This is a genomic window from Idiomarina sp. T82-3 (genome assembly GCF_001577655.1).
Taxonomy (GTDB): Bacteria; Pseudomonadota; Gammaproteobacteria; order Enterobacterales; family Alteromonadaceae; genus Idiomarina; species Idiomarina baltica.
Map to the genome: position 1 here is coordinate 63,354 of NZ_LSBQ01000002.1, position 14,345 is coordinate 77,698.

The window sequence follows — 14,345 nt, forward strand, 5'->3', positions numbered from 1 at the left end:
GAATTGTGGACAATACGCGCACCAACTATGGTTCATCTAATTGCGTGTCACCAATCGGGGGTTTTTCATGTCTGAACGTCGTCATCTCGCCAACGCTATCCGTGCTCTAAGTATGGATGCCGTCCAACAAGCCAACTCAGGTCACCCTGGGGCGCCAATGGGCATGGCAGATATCGCTGAAGTATTATGGCGAGATTATTTAAAGCACAACCCAAATAACCCCAGTTGGGCCGACCGCGACCGCTTTGTGCTGTCAAACGGTCATGGCTCGATGCTCATCTACTCGTTGCTTCATTTAACAGGTTACGACCTTAGCATTGACGACATTAAGCAATTCCGTCAGTTACATTCGAAAACCCCTGGCCATCCAGAGTATGGTTATACGCCGGGTATCGAGACAACGACAGGGCCTTTAGGTCAAGGCATCGCAAATGCTGTCGGCATGGCGTTAGCGGAAAAAACTCTGGCGGCACAGTTTAACCGTGATGAACATAATGTAGTTGACCACTTCACCTATACCTTTTTGGGCGATGGTTGCTTGATGGAAGGCATTTCTCATGAGGCTTGCTCATTGGCAGGTACACTTGGCTTAGGCAAGCTCATCGCATTTTACGACGATAACGGTATCTCGATTGATGGTGAAGTCGAAGGCTGGTTTACAGACGATACTGCACAACGCTTTGAATCATATAACTGGCATGTGATTCGTGATGTTGATGGACATGATGCCGATGCCATTAAGCAGGCGATTGAAAGCGCACGCAGCGAAACGCAGCGCCCTACATTGATTATTTGTAAAACCGTAATTGGTTTTGGTTCGCCTAATAAGCAAGGACAAGAGAGTTGCCACGGTGCGCCATTAGGTGATGACGAAATTGCACTCGCGCGCAAGCAATTGAATTGGTCGTATGATCGCTTTGAAGTGCCTCAGGATGTTTACCAAGCGTGGGACGCTAAAGACAAGGGTGATGCGATTGAGGCCTCGTGGAATAAGCATTGGACCGCTTATGAACAGGCTTACCCAGAACTTGCAGCAGAGCTTAAACGTCGCTTAGCGGGTGAGTTGCCAGGCGACTTTGAAAGCGAGTTGCAGGCTTACATTGAGCAATTGCAAGCTAACCCTGAAAACCCCGCAACACGCAAAGCGTCGTTAAATGTATTGAATGAGGTGGGTCCGAAGCTACCTGAACTGCTTGGTGGTTCGGCTGACTTAGCAGGGTCTAATCTAACCTTATGGCAGGGTGCTAAAGGCGTAACAGCTGACGACGCGAACGGAAACTATGTGTTCTATGGTGTGCGTGAGTTTGCGATGTCGGCGATAATGAATGGAGTTACGCTACATGGTGGCTTCAAGCCTTACGGTGCAACCTTCTTAATGTTTATGGAATATGCGCGCAACGCAGTGCGTATGGCCGCCTTAATGAAGCAGCCCTCGATTTTCGTTTACACCCACGACTCAATTGGTTTAGGTGAAGACGGACCAACTCACCAGCCTGTTGAGCAATTGGCTAATCTGCGCTTAACACCTAACCTCAATTGCTGGCGCCCGTGCGATGCAGTCGAAACCGCGGTCGCTTGGCGCAGTGCGTTGCAAAGCAACGATAAACCAACAGCGTTGGTGTTTAGCCGTCAGGGTATGCAGCAGCAAACACGCGATGCCGAGCAACTGAATAACATTAGCCGCGGTGGTTATATCCTGAAAGATTGTGATGGCACACCAGACTCTATTTTGATTGCGACGGGTTCCGAGGTCGACTTAGCGGTTGCAGCACGTGAGCAATTGGCTGCAAAAGGTATGAATGTCCGTGTTGTTTCGATGCCATCCACGGATGTATTTGATGACCAGGACGCCGAATACCGCGAGCACGTATTACCTTCAGCTGTGCGTAAGCGCGTTGCAGTTGAAGCCGGTATTGCTGATTATTGGCGTAAATACGTTGGCTTAGACGGCACTGTGATTGGTATGAACTCGTTTGGTGAGTCAGCTCCGGCTAAAGCACTTTTTGAGCACTTTGATATTACCGTGGAAGCGGTTGTTCGCGCGGCGAGCTAAACGAGGTTTGAATTGACGAAGAGAATCGCAATAAACGGTTTCGGCAGGATCGGGCGTAGTTTTCTACGCTCGTTCTATGAGCGCGGCTGGCAGCAACGCTTTAGTATTGTCTTGGTGAACGAGCCCGCGCCATCGGAGTCGATGGCGCACTTGTTGAAGTACGATTCGTCTCACGGTCGATTTCAATTTCCAGTCACTTTGTCTGATGACGATCTTACCGTTGCCGGCGATACGATTAAGTTGAGCCACGAAACCGAAATTGAGCACGTTGAATGGCAAGCTTACGGCGTTGATATCGTTGTTGACTGTACGGGTGTGTTTGGCAGCCATGCAGACGGAGAGCGCTACTTAAACGCGGGTGTGAGTCGGGTGTTGTTCTCGCAACCCGGCACGCCTGATATGGATGCGACTATCATTTTTGGGGTCAACCAAGATGTATTATTGCCTGAGCATCGCATCGTATCGAATGGCTCTTGTACAACGAACTGCATTGTACCGGTGATCAAATTACTCGACGACGCTTTTGGCATTGAATCAGGTGCGGTCACTACGATCCACTCGGCAATGCATGATCAGCAAGTCATCGATGCTTATCATCCTGATTTAAGGCGCACACGAGCGGCGGGACGGTCAATTATCCCTGTCGATACAAAGCTAGCACGCGGGATTGAACGCATATTACCTCATTTACACGGTCGCTTTGAGGCGATCGCGGTACGTGTTCCAACTACAAATGTGACAGCGATGGATTTAAGCGTCACGCTACAAACCGATGTCGATGGTGAACAAGTTAACCGATTGATAAAAAATGCAGCTTCCAAAGGGTTACGAGCAATACTCGACTATACTGAAGAGCCTTTGGTGTCGATTGATTTTAACCATGACCCGCACTCGTGCATTGTTGATGGAACTCAGACGCGTGTGAGTCATCGTCGATTGGTAAAACTTTTATGTTGGTGCGATAACGAATGGGGTTTCGCTAACCGTTTGTTAGAAACGACTGAATTAATGACACAGCAATAATTATATAAAACTCAACTGAGTAAGGGGATTCAATGTCTGTCATAGCGATGACTGATTTGGACTTACAAAACAAGCGCGTATTGATACGGGAAGATTTAAATGTTCCGGTAAAAGATGGAAAGATCACCTCGGATGCGCGCTTAAGAGCAGCACTACCCACGATTAAATTGGCACTCGAAAAGGGTGCTAAAGTGATGGTGATGTCGCACCTCGGGCGTCCGACAGAGGGCGAGTATGAAGAACAATATTCGATGGCACCTGTAGCAGATTACTTGAACGACGCACTCGAGCAACCGGTTTCTTTAGCGAAGGAATACCTTGATGGCATCGATGTCGCGCAGGGGCAAGTGGTGGTATTTGAGAATGTGCGGTTCAACAAGGGCGAGAAAAAGAATGATGATGCTTTAGCTCAGCAATTGGCAAACTTATGTGATGTGTTTGTAATGGATGCCTTCGGTACAGCACACCGTGCCCAGGCCTCAACACATGGCGTCGCAAAATATGCGCCTGTGGCGTGCGCCGGACCGCTGCTTGCCGCAGAGCTTGATGCGCTCGGTAAAGCACTTGATAACCCTAAACGCCCGTTGGTCGCGATTGTTGGCGGTTCTAAGGTTTCGACAAAGCTTACTGTGTTGGAATCGCTTTCGACGGTTGTCGATCAACTCATCGTCGGTGGCGGTATTGCAAACACCTTTATCGCAGCCCAAGGGCACAATGTCGGAAAGTCTTTGTACGAGAAAGACTTAGTGCCTGAGGCGCAACGTCTGATGGCGGCTGCCAAAGCAAAGAATGCAGAAATTCCGTTGCCTGTTGATGTTGTGACGGGACAGGCGTTCAGCGCCGATACAGTAGCAGAGACCAAAGCCGTTGAATCGATCAAGGATTCAGATATGGTATTTGATGTTGGGCCTAAAACATCAGAAATGCTGGCAGAGAAACTGAAAGCAGCTGGTACTATCGTATGGAACGGTCCGGTTGGGGTCTTTGAATTTGAGGCATTTAGTAAAGGCACCGAATCAATGGCGAATGCAATAGCCAGCAGTGAGGCTTTTTCAATTGCTGGCGGCGGAGATACGCTCGCTGCGATTGATCAGTTTAATATCGCTGATAAGATAAGTTATATATCAACGGGTGGTGGCGCATTTCTTGAATTTTTAGAAGGCAAAAAGTTACCCGCGGTAGAAATTTTAGAACAGCGCGCACAAGACGCATAAATGCACGCCGAAAACTAAGGAGAATTACATGGCCATTGTGTCACTAAGACAAGTACTTGATCACGCAGCAGAGAATGGATACGGCGTTCCTGCTTTTAACGTAAACAACCTAGAACAAATGCGCGCGATCATGCAGGCAGCTGATAAAACCAATAGCCCGGTCATTGTGCAAGCCTCAGCAGGGGCTCGGAAGTATGCCGGTGCTCCTTTTTTGCGTCACTTAATAGAATCGGCTGTTGAAGAGTGGCCTCATATTCCAGTGGTTGTCCACCAAGACCACGGTACGTCACCGGCGGTGTGTCAGCGTTCAATTCAGTTGGGTTTCAGCTCGGTCATGATGGACGGCTCATTGCTTGACGATGGTAAAACGCCAGCGGATTACGATTATAACGTGCGTGTTACTAAGCAAACCGTTGAGATGGCGCATGCGTGTGGGGTATCAGTCGAAGGTGAATTGGGCTGCCTCGGTTCGCTTGAAACAGGAGAAGCTGGTGAAGAAGATGGTGTCGGCGCTGAAGGTAAACTGTCACATGACCAATTGTTGACGGACCCTGAAGAGGCGGCGGCTTTTGTTGCTGCAACGGATGTTGATGCGTTAGCCATCGCATGTGGAACGTCACACGGCGCATATAAGTTTACCCGCCCGCCTACGGGTGACATCTTATCGATTGACCGTATTAAAGAGATTCACCGTCGTATTCCTAATACGCACCTTGTAATGCACGGTTCATCTTCTGTACCGCAGGACTGGCTGAAAATCATCAATGAATTTGGTGGTGAAATACCAGAAACCTATGGTGTGCCGGTTGAGCAAATTAAAGAAGGTATCAAAAACGGTGTTCGTAAGGTCAACATTGATACGGATCTTCGCTTAGCTTCAACAGGCGCAGTGCGTCGTCACTTGGCTGAAAATCCAAGTAATTTTGACCCGCGCAAGTATTTGCAAGCGGCTACCGACGCGATGCAAAAGATCTGTGAAGATCGGTACTTAGCTTTTGGTTGTGAAGGTCAAGCAGACAAAATCAAGCCCATTACATTGGAAAAAATGTTTCAATTGTACGAGGCGGGCAGTTTGAAGGCTGTCATTAAGTAACGTAAAGTAGAGCGGATGCTCATGAACGAGCCGGCGCGCCGGCTCGCATGCAAAGTGGGGTTAATGTGCGTTTATCAGTATTAGTAGCAAGTATACTTCTACCATTTGGTGTGCAGGCTCAAACGTTTATGTTTGATGATGCCGAGGATATGGATACGACAACGGAAGAGGCTTGGGAAGCAAGTGCCGAGTTTGGTCTGTTATTCACGACGGGTAATACCGAAACGGAAAGCTTAAAGGCCAAACTAAATGTCGCAAAGGATATCAGGAACTGGCGCCACAAAGGTGTTTTGGATTACTACACAGCAGAACAAGAAAACCAAGACACGGGTGAAACAACCGAGACAGCAGATCGCTTGTTTTTATCGGCGCAATCAAACTATAAGTTTGAGCCAAACAGTAAGTCATCATTGTTCATCTTCGGCTCCTATGAAGAAGATGTATACAGTGGCTATGAGTATCAGAGCACATTAGCTATCGGTTACGGAGCACGCTATCGCTACAGCGAAAATCTGTATGCTGACTATGAAGTCGGTCCGGGTTATTCTCGTGTGAAGCCGGTTGATGAAAATCGAAACCCACTAGAAGCTGAAGGTTCAGCAATCTTACGTTTAGCGGGCAGTATGACGTGGGATATTTCAGAAAACTCGCGTTTTAATGCATTAGTTTCCTCTGAAATTGGTGAAGAAAACACGAAAAGCCGAGCTGAAGTATCAATTTCTTCCAATATCAACTCATCGTTGGCGTTAAAAGTGTCGGTATCGGGCACTCACAACTCTGAAGTTGCGAATGAAGACATTGAAAACCTCGACACTGAGACCGCGGTAACTGTTGTTTATACGTTCTAAACTCGTTCAGCCGATTAATATAAAAAAGCCTCTTTCAGTTTTACTGGAAGAGGCTTTGTCATATTTGTGTCATATTTTTGTAGTATATTTTCCACATAACGATAATTAGTCTACTTTGGAGACTAGGTGAGTAGACAGTATCGTTGCTCAGCATAATCGGGCGATTGAATAGTTCTCTATTCAACGTCTGCTTAAATCAAGGTTATATCGGTTGTTAGCGGTTTTATTTAGGGGGCGATTTAGTTACTATTCGCGCCAGCTAACATCGGCTAAAATCCAAGGACCTGTTATGTCTGTAAATTCGTTTTTAGGTGTATTCGCAAAGTCACCTATTAAACCGATGATTGAACATATCGATGAAGTACATCGTTGTGCGGAGTCATTGAAAGACTTCTTTCAAGCGGTTTATAAGGGCGACTGGGACGCTGCTGAAGAACAGCGTAAACGTATTGTAACGCTTGAACAAGCGGCGGATAAGCTAAAACGTGATATCCGTTTGAACCTCCCCGGCGGACTTTTCATGCCCGTTGAGCGGACTGACCTACTAGAGTTAGTTTCTCAGCAAGATCGTATCGCTAACAAAGCGAAAGATATCTCTGGCCTTATCACAGGGCGCCAATTACAAATTCCTGCACATTTGGTTGAGGGCTTTAACAGCTATCTAAACCGGTGTATTGATGCAGTTGCAAAAGCACGTGACACCATTGGTGAATTCGATGACCTTTTGGAAACTGGTTTCCGCGGACGTGAGCGTACTTTAGTTGATAATTTCATTAAAGAGCTCGACGAAATTGAAGCGGATACTGATGAGTTGCAGGTCAAATTACGTCAGCAATTCCGTCAAGTTGAAAACGACATGAATCCGCTCGATGCAATGTTTTTGTATCGTATTCTCGATTGGGTAGGTGATTTAGCCGACCTGTCTGAACGTGTAGGCGCACGCTTCGAATTGATGTTAGCGCGAGTCTAAACGGGAGCTATCAATGGATATTATCAGTTCTTACGGCTTAATTCTGATTGTCATGGCCGGCGTGTTCGGTTTTTTCATGGCATGGGGTGTGGGCGCTAATGACGTTGCAAACGCAATGGGAACTTCAGTCGGTTCTAAAGCGCTTACGATTAAACAAGCTATCCTCATCGCGATGATTTTCGAGTTCGCAGGTGCCTACCTAGCCGGTGGCGAAGTGACCTCAACGATACGTAAAGGTATTATTGACTCAGCTTACTTTGTCGACCAGCCCGAGCTCCTTGTCTTCGGTATGATCTCGGCACTATTAGCCGCCGGTGTTTGGCTTCTAATTGCCTCGTTTCTTGGCTGGCCAGTATCGACAACCCACTCAATCGTTGGTGCTATCGTTGGTTTTGCTGCCGTTGGCGTCAGTGTTGACGCTGTTTCTTGGGGTAAAGTTGGAGGGATTGTCGGTAGTTGGGTTATTACACCCGCGATATCCGGCTTTATTGCGTATTTGATCTTTATGAGTGCGCAGAAGCTTATTTTTGACCAAGAGGATCCCCTCAAGCGCGCTAAACGATATGTACCTTTTTACATGGCTTTAGCTGGGTTTGTCTTATCACTGGTAACCATCAAAAAGGGTCTTAAGCACGTTGGACTCGGTATGGGTACGGCTGAAGGTTTTGCATGGGCGATTGGTATAGCGATCGTAGTCTTCTTCATTGGTAAAGTTGCGATTGGACGCCTGAAGTTTAAAGAGTCGGCCGATAAAGATATGCATTACACCAATGTGGAGAAGGTGTTTGCGGTGCTTATGGTTGTAACAGCCTGTGCGATGGCATTTGCTCATGGTTCAAACGATGTTGCTAACGCCATTGGACCTCTTGCAGCGGTTGTAAGTGTTGTCTCAAGTGGTGGTGAAATTGCGAGCAAAGCACAGCTTGCATGGTGGATCTTGCCACTTGGTGCATTCGGTATTGTTGCAGGTCTCGCGATGCTGGGTAAACGTGTAATTGCGACCATCGGTAAAGGCATTACACACCTCACGCCAAGTCGCGGTTTTGCTGCAGAATTGGCGGCGGCTTCGACGGTCGTGCTGGCGTCAGGCACAGGCTTACCAATTTCGACGACCCAAACCCTCGTCGGTGCCGTGTTGGGTGTAGGTATGGCGCGTGGTATCGCTGCATTGAACCTAGGTGTTGTACGTAACATCGTGGTTTCTTGGGTGGTGACTTTACCCGCCGGTGCGATTATGTCCATCATGTTCTTCTACATGTTAAAAGGCATCTTTGCCGCTTAACTCCTCGTGTTCCTGAGAAGAAGCTCGCTTAGCCGCGAGCTTTTTTTTTGCTTTCATTAAAACTTTTTTCCAGCCACTATCGACTTAATTACTAAACCAAAAGCAATGGAAGCACGAGTGTTTAAAAAAAGCGATAAAAAGCTCGTCAGTCAAGCGCTCAAAGGTAATCAATCCGCGTGGGTCGACTTGGTAAAGCGATACGAGAAGCTGGTCTATCACTACGGCGTACGCATGTTGCCGAGTCCCGATGACGCATTTGATTTACTTCAAGACACCTTTAGTAGCGTTTTTCGAAGTCTTAAAGACTGGAGTCAAGATGACAAATTTAAGCCGTGGTTAATGACCATTGCTCATCGTCGATGCGTTGAGTTCTACCGCCGTAGGCACATTGATGTGCTAGACAATGAGCTACAAACGGATCTGATAGACGAGTCTACTTTTGGTCAGCCAGAACCGGAGCTGAGTGATCAACAACAAGAAGCTGCGTTGGTCAAAGCGATTAGAGCGCTACCATTAGCGCAACGCATGGTAGTTGAATTGAAGTTTTTTCAACATCTTACGACACGCGCTATCGCAACGCAGTTGCAAGAGTCAGAAAATACGATTAAGTCACGGCTGTATAGCGGAGTCGAGAAGTTAAAGCGTGAGCTGGAGGTAATTAATGGCTAACTACGAATCGAATTACGAATTACAGTTCGAGCAATGGCTAGATGGGCACCTATCAAAGTCGGCTGAACTAGAGCTAGCGGAGCAGTTAGCTGCTCATGCACCCGAATTACATAAACGCATGCAGTCGATACGCTGGATGCAACAGCAAGCCGACGGCTACCAAGGTGAACGCGTGCCTGATTGGAATCGCCAGGGAACAGGTCCACAGCCAAGAGTAAACCGCTGGGCGAACCCGTGGAGCTTTGCCGCGTTTGCGTTCTCCTGTGCTGCACTTGCGATGGTGTCTGTGCTTGTGGTTAAACAGCAATTAACGGCACAGTTTGATGAACGCGTAGCTGCTGTGGTGGAGCAAAAGCTCAGTGTATTTGAACAGCAACAGAATATTGCATTAGCTAAGCAGGAAAAGGCGCTGCGAGCTAATTTTAGAGAGCAATTATCAACGTCAACCGCCCAGCTCGCAACTTATATAATGGCAACGAATCGTGCCGAGCGAAAAGACGATATGAGTCAATTAGTTGAGTACATGAATGAAACGCGCAGTGAGGATTTAAATTTTTATACCGCGCAATTGCGCCAAGTTGCGCAGCAACCGATTCTATTAAAAGAGGAGAATCAATGATGAAACGTTGGTTATTATCGCTCAGTATCGCCAGTGCACTGATGTTGCCTGCGACCGCGAGCATTGCACAAGAAGCTGATCATCAAGGACTGAAGAATCAAATTGAAATTTTCAAAGATATTTTGACGACGGCGGCTAAGCAACAAGACGGCACAGAGAGTTCACGACTGGACGATGTCGAGTTCACTTATCTTAGAGGCCAGGGTGTGGTGTTTTTTGTTCGTTCAGCACGTATGCCATGGCGTATTGTAGCCCCGGACGTACCAGAACCACCTATGCCGCCGGAAATGCCGGAGATGAGTGGTTTTGCTAAGGATCTCCAGCTGGATCGGGTCGTTGAAGAAGGTCTACGCACGGCACACCGCGTATTAAGTCAGTTTAGTGGCGAATATTCAGATGAGTGGTTTGAGCTCGTTGAACAAAAGCGAGAACTTGCTTGGGAAGTGCGCGACTTGAATCGAGAGCTCCGAGACATTGAGTTTCAGCGTGATGTGCAGGATAAAGCGTCAAAAGCTGAGATGAAGACGCACAAGGAGGAACTTGAGGCGCGCTTAGCTGAGCTCAAAGCTCAACAAAAGCAGCTTGATATCGAGCTGAACGAAATGAAAAAAACGCTAAAAGCAAAGCAAGAAAAGGTGCAAAAAGAGAGACTGCTCACGCAAGAGAAAAGTATTGAAGCTATCGAGCAGGTTTTCACTCGCGTTTTATGTGATTACGGTATTACACTGAAGTCTCTACCAGACAGCGAACAGGTGAGTTTGGTCATTCGTGATGCGTCTGTTAGTGACAAAAAGCGTTTAGACAATATTTATGTTTTTGAAAAATCAGCGATCAATGCATGTGAAAGTGAGCCTGCTGATTTACTAGAACAGGCACAGAAATATAAATTTTAGTCGGCTCTGTGTTCTATTCTCCTATGCGGCAGCCGTGACAGGCTGCCCCGTTTCGAGTAAAATTCGCGCACTTGATAGAAACAGCGGATTTTACGGAACATGTCATATGCGTCAGAGGGTTTAAAAGTCAGCGACTTTAGCTTTGACTTACCCGACGAACTTATTGCTCGATATCCTCAGCAACAACGTACAGCAAGTCGTATGTTGCGAGTTTTTGCTCAACAAAGCCGTATTGAACACGGTCAATTCACGGATATTGTGGATCAACTGGAAGCGGGGGATTTACTCGTATTCAACGATACACGCGTCATCCCTGCCCGTCTGTTAGGTGAGAAGACATCGGGTGGCAAAGTTGAAGTGCTTGTTGAGCGCATGTTAGATGACAGTCGGGTTTTAGCGCATGTAAGAGCCAATCGCGCACCTAAGCCAGGTGCCGAGTTTTTACTCGAAGGAGCGGTAAAAGCAACGATGTTGGCACGCCATGATGCGTTATTTGAGCTTGAGTTTAATCATCAGGAGACCGTTCTTGAGTTACTCGAAGCACATGGCCATATGCCCCTCCCACCCTATATCGATCGTCCGGACGAAGAATCTGACAAAGAGCGTTATCAAACCGTTTATAACCGAGAGCCAGGTGCAGTGGCTGCTCCAACGGCTGGACTGCACTTCGATGACGCCATTTTGCAGCAGCTTAAAGATAAAGGCGTCGAATTCGGTTATGTAACTTTGCATGTTGGAGCCGGAACGTTCCAACCTGTGCGTGTCGATTCGATTGAAGAACACGTTATGCATAGCGAATATGCCAAAGTCGATACGAAGGTATGTGAGCAAATTAGAAAGGTGAAGCAAGCGGGTAAACGTGTAATTGCTGTAGGAACCACGTCGGTGCGTTCACTTGAGTCGGCGGCGCAGGCTACTGACGAACTTATTGCTCCATTTTTTGATGATACGGATATCTTTATTTATCCCGGTTATGAATTTAAGGTCATTGATGGCTTGGTAACAAACTTTCATCTACCTGAATCCACCTTGATTATGTTGGTATCCGCATTTGCCGGTAAAGAATTGATTATGAACGCCTATCAACAGGCGATTGATGAAAAATATCGCTTTTTTAGTTATGGCGATTCGATGCTAATTTTACGATAAGAATTGAGACTGTAGTAATGATGAAATTTGAACTAGATAAAACTCAAGGGCGCGCGCGTCGAGGACGTATGGTGTTTGAGCGCGGTACCGTTGAGACGCCTGCATTTATGCCGGTAGGTACGCTGGGCACCATCAAGGGTATGACACCGGAAGAGGTCGAGGCGACTGGCGCTCAGATTTGTTTGGGTAACACGTTCCACTTAATGCTCCGTCCAGGTACGTCAGTGATTCAGCAACACGGTGACCTCCACGATTTTATGAACTGGGATAAGCCGATTTTAACGGACTCCGGTGGTTTTCAGGTCTTTAGTCTAGGTGAACTGCGCAAAATCGATGAAGAGGGTGTGACTTTCCGTTCGCCTATCAACGGCGAGAAAATTTTGCTAACGCCGGAAAAATCCATGCAAGTTCAGCGTGAGTTGGGTTCTGATATTGTCATGATTTTTGATGAGTGTACGCCGTATCCAGCGACTCAAGCAGAGGCGCGTAAATCAATGGAGCTGTCTTTGCGTTGGGCTCAACGTTCAAAAGCTGCGCATGAAGGCAACGATGCTGCATTATTTGGTATTATCCAAGGCGGAATGTACGAAGAACTGCGTGATATCTCGTTGGAAGGACTTACCGATATCGGTTTTGATGGTTATGCTGTCGGTGGTCTTTCCGTTGGCGAGCCTAAAGAAGATATGATGCGTATTCTTGAGCACACTGCGCCAAAAATGCCTGAACATAAGCCTCGTTATTTGATGGGCGTTGGTAAGCCGGAGGATCTGGTTGAATCAGTGCGCCGTGGTATTGATATGTTTGATTGTGTGATGCCAACGCGTAACGCACGTAATGGTCATCTGTTTGTGTCAACGGGGGTCATTAAAATCCGTAATGCGGTGCACCGCAATGACACCTCACCACTCGATGAGCAGTGCGATTGCTATACCTGTAAAAACTACTCACGGGCTTATCTACATCACTTGGATCGTACTAATGAAATGCTAGGTGCGCGTCTGAATACAATTCATAACCTGCATTTTTACCAGCGCGTGATGCAAGGCATGCGAGATGCGCTTGATGCAGGAACGTTTGACGATTATGTAAATGCATTTTATGCCGCTCGCGGTCAATCGGTTCCTTCACTTGACTGAGCATCCAGTTGGGTGAAAAAGCTTCTGATCTCCTGCGAATTAGGTTTCATTGCGAGCGCGCGCGCGGCGGCTCGCAATGATTCGCGCTCCCACTGCTCGGCTTGTTTCGGTTTGTCTTGCTGCAATAGCGTAAGCTGATGATAGAGTCGTGCCAGAGCTAAATGATATTTTGCAGTGCGTTCCTCGGGCTTTTCACTCTCTAAGTAAGTCGTGGTCTCGAGTAATAAGGCATTCATTTCCGAACGACTGAGCAAAGGTGCAATGGCGACGAGCAACTCTGTCATCTCAGCAGCAACCGATGTGCTATGTTGTTGCTCTTTAAAAGAGCTCTTAAAGTAGTTTAAGGCGAGTAACGACTGTTGCTTTGCCCGTTCCAGTTGATTGCTCTCGATCAGCTCTCGAGCGTAGTGACTGTGGGCAAGCGCCTGTTCAATATGACTACCTGTTTCGACCACTTCGGCGTGCTCAGCCGTTGCACTATCAGCGAAATGATAGTGCATGATACTGATCGCGATCGTTGCGACGAGTGAGGATACGAGTAAGGTGACTGATGCCGGCACCAGCCATGGAAAACGGCGGTATCGGTAATCAGTTAATTGTTGTGCTAATAGTTGTGCGCTGCTGGTGCGCTCATTTGGATCGCGGTGCAAACAGTTAAGTATAATATTGCGCAGGCGAGTCGGGCAGCGATCAGCGTATTGTTTGAGCTGGCGCTGGGGTTCGTCAGAGGGGGCTTGACCCGTGACTAGGAAAAACAGCAGCGCACCCAACCCATAAATATCTACTGCTTTTGAACGCCCGCTAGTATTGGGTTCACTTCCGCGTTGTTCCGGAGCTGAAAATAGCGGGCTGACACCAAAGCCTTTGTGACGATTGGATGATGCGCGTCCTGCAATACTAAGGTCAATTAGTGTCGGAATCGATTCGTCACTCGAGTCGTATTTAACAATGACATTAGTGGGGTTTATGTCGTTATGAACAAGGCCTTCGCTGTGCATATGGCTGACCCCCTCAGCCAACTGCAATACCAGTTTGACCGCATCGTTAATACTCAGCTGACCAGCAAGCTCGGTCACTCGGGGACCCTCAATCAGCTCCATGACCATATAAAGAGAAGAGTGGTCTTCAGAAGGTTCGCCCACATCATAAACACCGCATAGCGATGGGTGGTTCAACTTGGCTAAGGCTCGGGCTTCTGCGACAAGTCGTTGCCGAGAAAGAAAAGTTGGATTCTTGATGAACTTGATGGCAACCATTCGTTGGAGTAGCTCGTCCCACGCTTTAAAAACAACGCCACTACCTCCGCTACCCAAAAAATCACGACAACGAAAACGCTCGGGAATTGAGTACGGAAATTGTAGGCCATTTTTTGTATTGGTCGAAGCTTCGTCCAAAT

General features: G+C 47.4%; 13 protein-coding genes. 12 read left to right on the plus strand and 1 reads right to left on the minus strand.

Features of this window, described 5'->3' with window-relative positions; genetic code table 11:
• Positions 1-67: 67 nt before the first annotated feature.
• The 12 genes from tkt to tgt all read left to right on the plus strand — a co-directional run bounded on the left by tkt (position 68) and on the right by tgt (position 12,949).
• The gene (gene tkt / locus AWU56_RS01495) at positions 68-2,053 is read left to right on the plus strand and encodes a transketolase (RefSeq protein ID WP_286681571.1); all 1,986 of its coding nucleotides are present in this window, start codon (positions 68-70) and stop codon (positions 2,051-2,053) included.
• A gap of 12 nt (positions 2,054-2,065) precedes the next feature.
• Positions 2,066-3,076, plus strand: coding sequence for an erythrose-4-phosphate dehydrogenase (gene epd, locus AWU56_RS01500; protein ID WP_286681572.1), 1,011 nt, complete (start codon positions 2,066-2,068; stop codon positions 3,074-3,076).
• 32 nt (positions 3,077-3,108) lie between these two features.
• Positions 3,109-4,290 carry a phosphoglycerate kinase gene (locus AWU56_RS01505; protein ID WP_006954251.1) on the plus strand — a complete coding sequence of 394 codons (1,182 nt, stop codon included), beginning with the start codon at positions 3,109-3,111 and terminating at the stop codon, positions 4,288-4,290.
• Between the two features lie 28 nt (positions 4,291-4,318).
• On the plus strand, positions 4,319-5,383 hold the full coding sequence (gene fba / locus AWU56_RS01510; RefSeq protein WP_006954250.1) for a class II fructose-bisphosphate aldolase: 1,065 nt from the start codon (positions 4,319-4,321) through the stop codon (positions 5,381-5,383).
• 65 nt (positions 5,384-5,448) lie between these two features.
• The gene (locus tag AWU56_RS01515; RefSeq protein ID WP_272978675.1) at positions 5,449-6,231 is read left to right on the plus strand and encodes a DUF481 domain-containing protein; all 783 of its coding nucleotides are present in this window, start codon (positions 5,449-5,451) and stop codon (positions 6,229-6,231) included.
• A 289-nt stretch (positions 6,232-6,520) separates the two neighbouring features.
• Positions 6,521-7,201, plus strand: coding sequence for a TIGR00153 family protein (locus AWU56_RS01520; RefSeq protein WP_006954248.1), 681 nt, complete (start codon positions 6,521-6,523; stop codon positions 7,199-7,201).
• Between the two features lie 13 nt (positions 7,202-7,214).
• Positions 7,215-8,483: an inorganic phosphate transporter gene (locus AWU56_RS01525; RefSeq protein ID WP_006954247.1), complete on the plus strand. Its 1,269-nt coding sequence runs from the start codon at positions 7,215-7,217 to the stop codon at positions 8,481-8,483.
• A 117-nt stretch (positions 8,484-8,600) separates the two neighbouring features.
• Positions 8,601-9,152, plus strand: a complete 552-nt coding sequence (locus AWU56_RS01530) for an RNA polymerase sigma factor (protein WP_286681573.1) — start codon at positions 8,601-8,603, stop codon at positions 9,150-9,152.
• Positions 9,145-9,771: a hypothetical protein gene (locus AWU56_RS01535; RefSeq protein ID WP_006954245.1), complete on the plus strand. Its 627-nt coding sequence runs from the start codon at positions 9,145-9,147 to the stop codon at positions 9,769-9,771. The genes AWU56_RS01530 and AWU56_RS01535 overlap by 8 nt, the downstream gene beginning before the upstream one ends.
• The gene (locus tag AWU56_RS01540) at positions 9,768-10,664 is read left to right on the plus strand and encodes a hypothetical protein (RefSeq protein WP_286681574.1); all 897 of its coding nucleotides are present in this window, start codon (positions 9,768-9,770) and stop codon (positions 10,662-10,664) included. Before AWU56_RS01535 ends, AWU56_RS01540 begins: the two co-directional genes overlap by 4 nt.
• Positions 10,665-10,763: 99 nt before the next feature.
• Positions 10,764-11,813, plus strand: coding sequence for a tRNA preQ1(34) S-adenosylmethionine ribosyltransferase-isomerase QueA (gene queA / locus AWU56_RS01545; RefSeq protein ID WP_286681575.1), 1,050 nt, complete (start codon positions 10,764-10,766; stop codon positions 11,811-11,813).
• A gap of 20 nt (positions 11,814-11,833) precedes the next feature.
• Positions 11,834-12,949 (plus strand): tRNA guanosine(34) transglycosylase Tgt, encoded by a 1,116-nt coding sequence (gene tgt, locus AWU56_RS01550; RefSeq protein ID WP_006954242.1) that lies wholly within the window; start codon positions 11,834-11,836, stop codon positions 12,947-12,949.
• Here tgt and AWU56_RS01555 read toward each other — a convergent pair.
• Positions 12,925-14,343 (minus strand): serine/threonine-protein kinase, encoded by a 1,419-nt coding sequence (locus tag AWU56_RS01555; RefSeq protein WP_286681576.1) that lies wholly within the window; start codon positions 14,341-14,343, stop codon positions 12,925-12,927. The two genes, tgt and AWU56_RS01555, sit on opposite strands and share 25 nt — an antisense overlap.
• Positions 14,344-14,345: the final 2 nt, after the last annotated feature.

Bases quoted from the DNA above. Each gene is read 5' to 3' on its own strand.
- tkt (WP_286681571.1), top strand. From the start codon at position 68: ATGTCTGAACGTCGTCATCTCGCCAACGCTATCCGTGCTCTAAGTATG.
- AWU56_RS01505 (WP_006954251.1), top strand. From the start codon at position 3,109: ATGTCTGTCATAGCGATGACTGATTTGGACTTACAAAACAAGCGCGTA.
- fba (WP_006954250.1), top strand. From the start codon at position 4,319: ATGGCCATTGTGTCACTAAGACAAGTACTTGATCACGCAGCAGAGAAT.
- AWU56_RS01520 (WP_006954248.1), top strand. From the start codon at position 6,521: ATGTCTGTAAATTCGTTTTTAGGTGTATTCGCAAAGTCACCTATTAAA.
- AWU56_RS01525 (WP_006954247.1), top strand. From the start codon at position 7,215: ATGGATATTATCAGTTCTTACGGCTTAATTCTGATTGTCATGGCCGGC.
- AWU56_RS01535 (WP_006954245.1), top strand. From the start codon at position 9,145: ATGGCTAACTACGAATCGAATTACGAATTACAGTTCGAGCAATGGCTA.
- AWU56_RS01540 (WP_286681574.1), top strand. From the start codon at position 9,768: ATGATGAAACGTTGGTTATTATCGCTCAGTATCGCCAGTGCACTGATG.
- queA (WP_286681575.1), top strand. From the start codon at position 10,764: ATGTCATATGCGTCAGAGGGTTTAAAAGTCAGCGACTTTAGCTTTGAC.
- tgt (WP_006954242.1), top strand. From the start codon at position 11,834: ATGAAATTTGAACTAGATAAAACTCAAGGGCGCGCGCGTCGAGGACGT.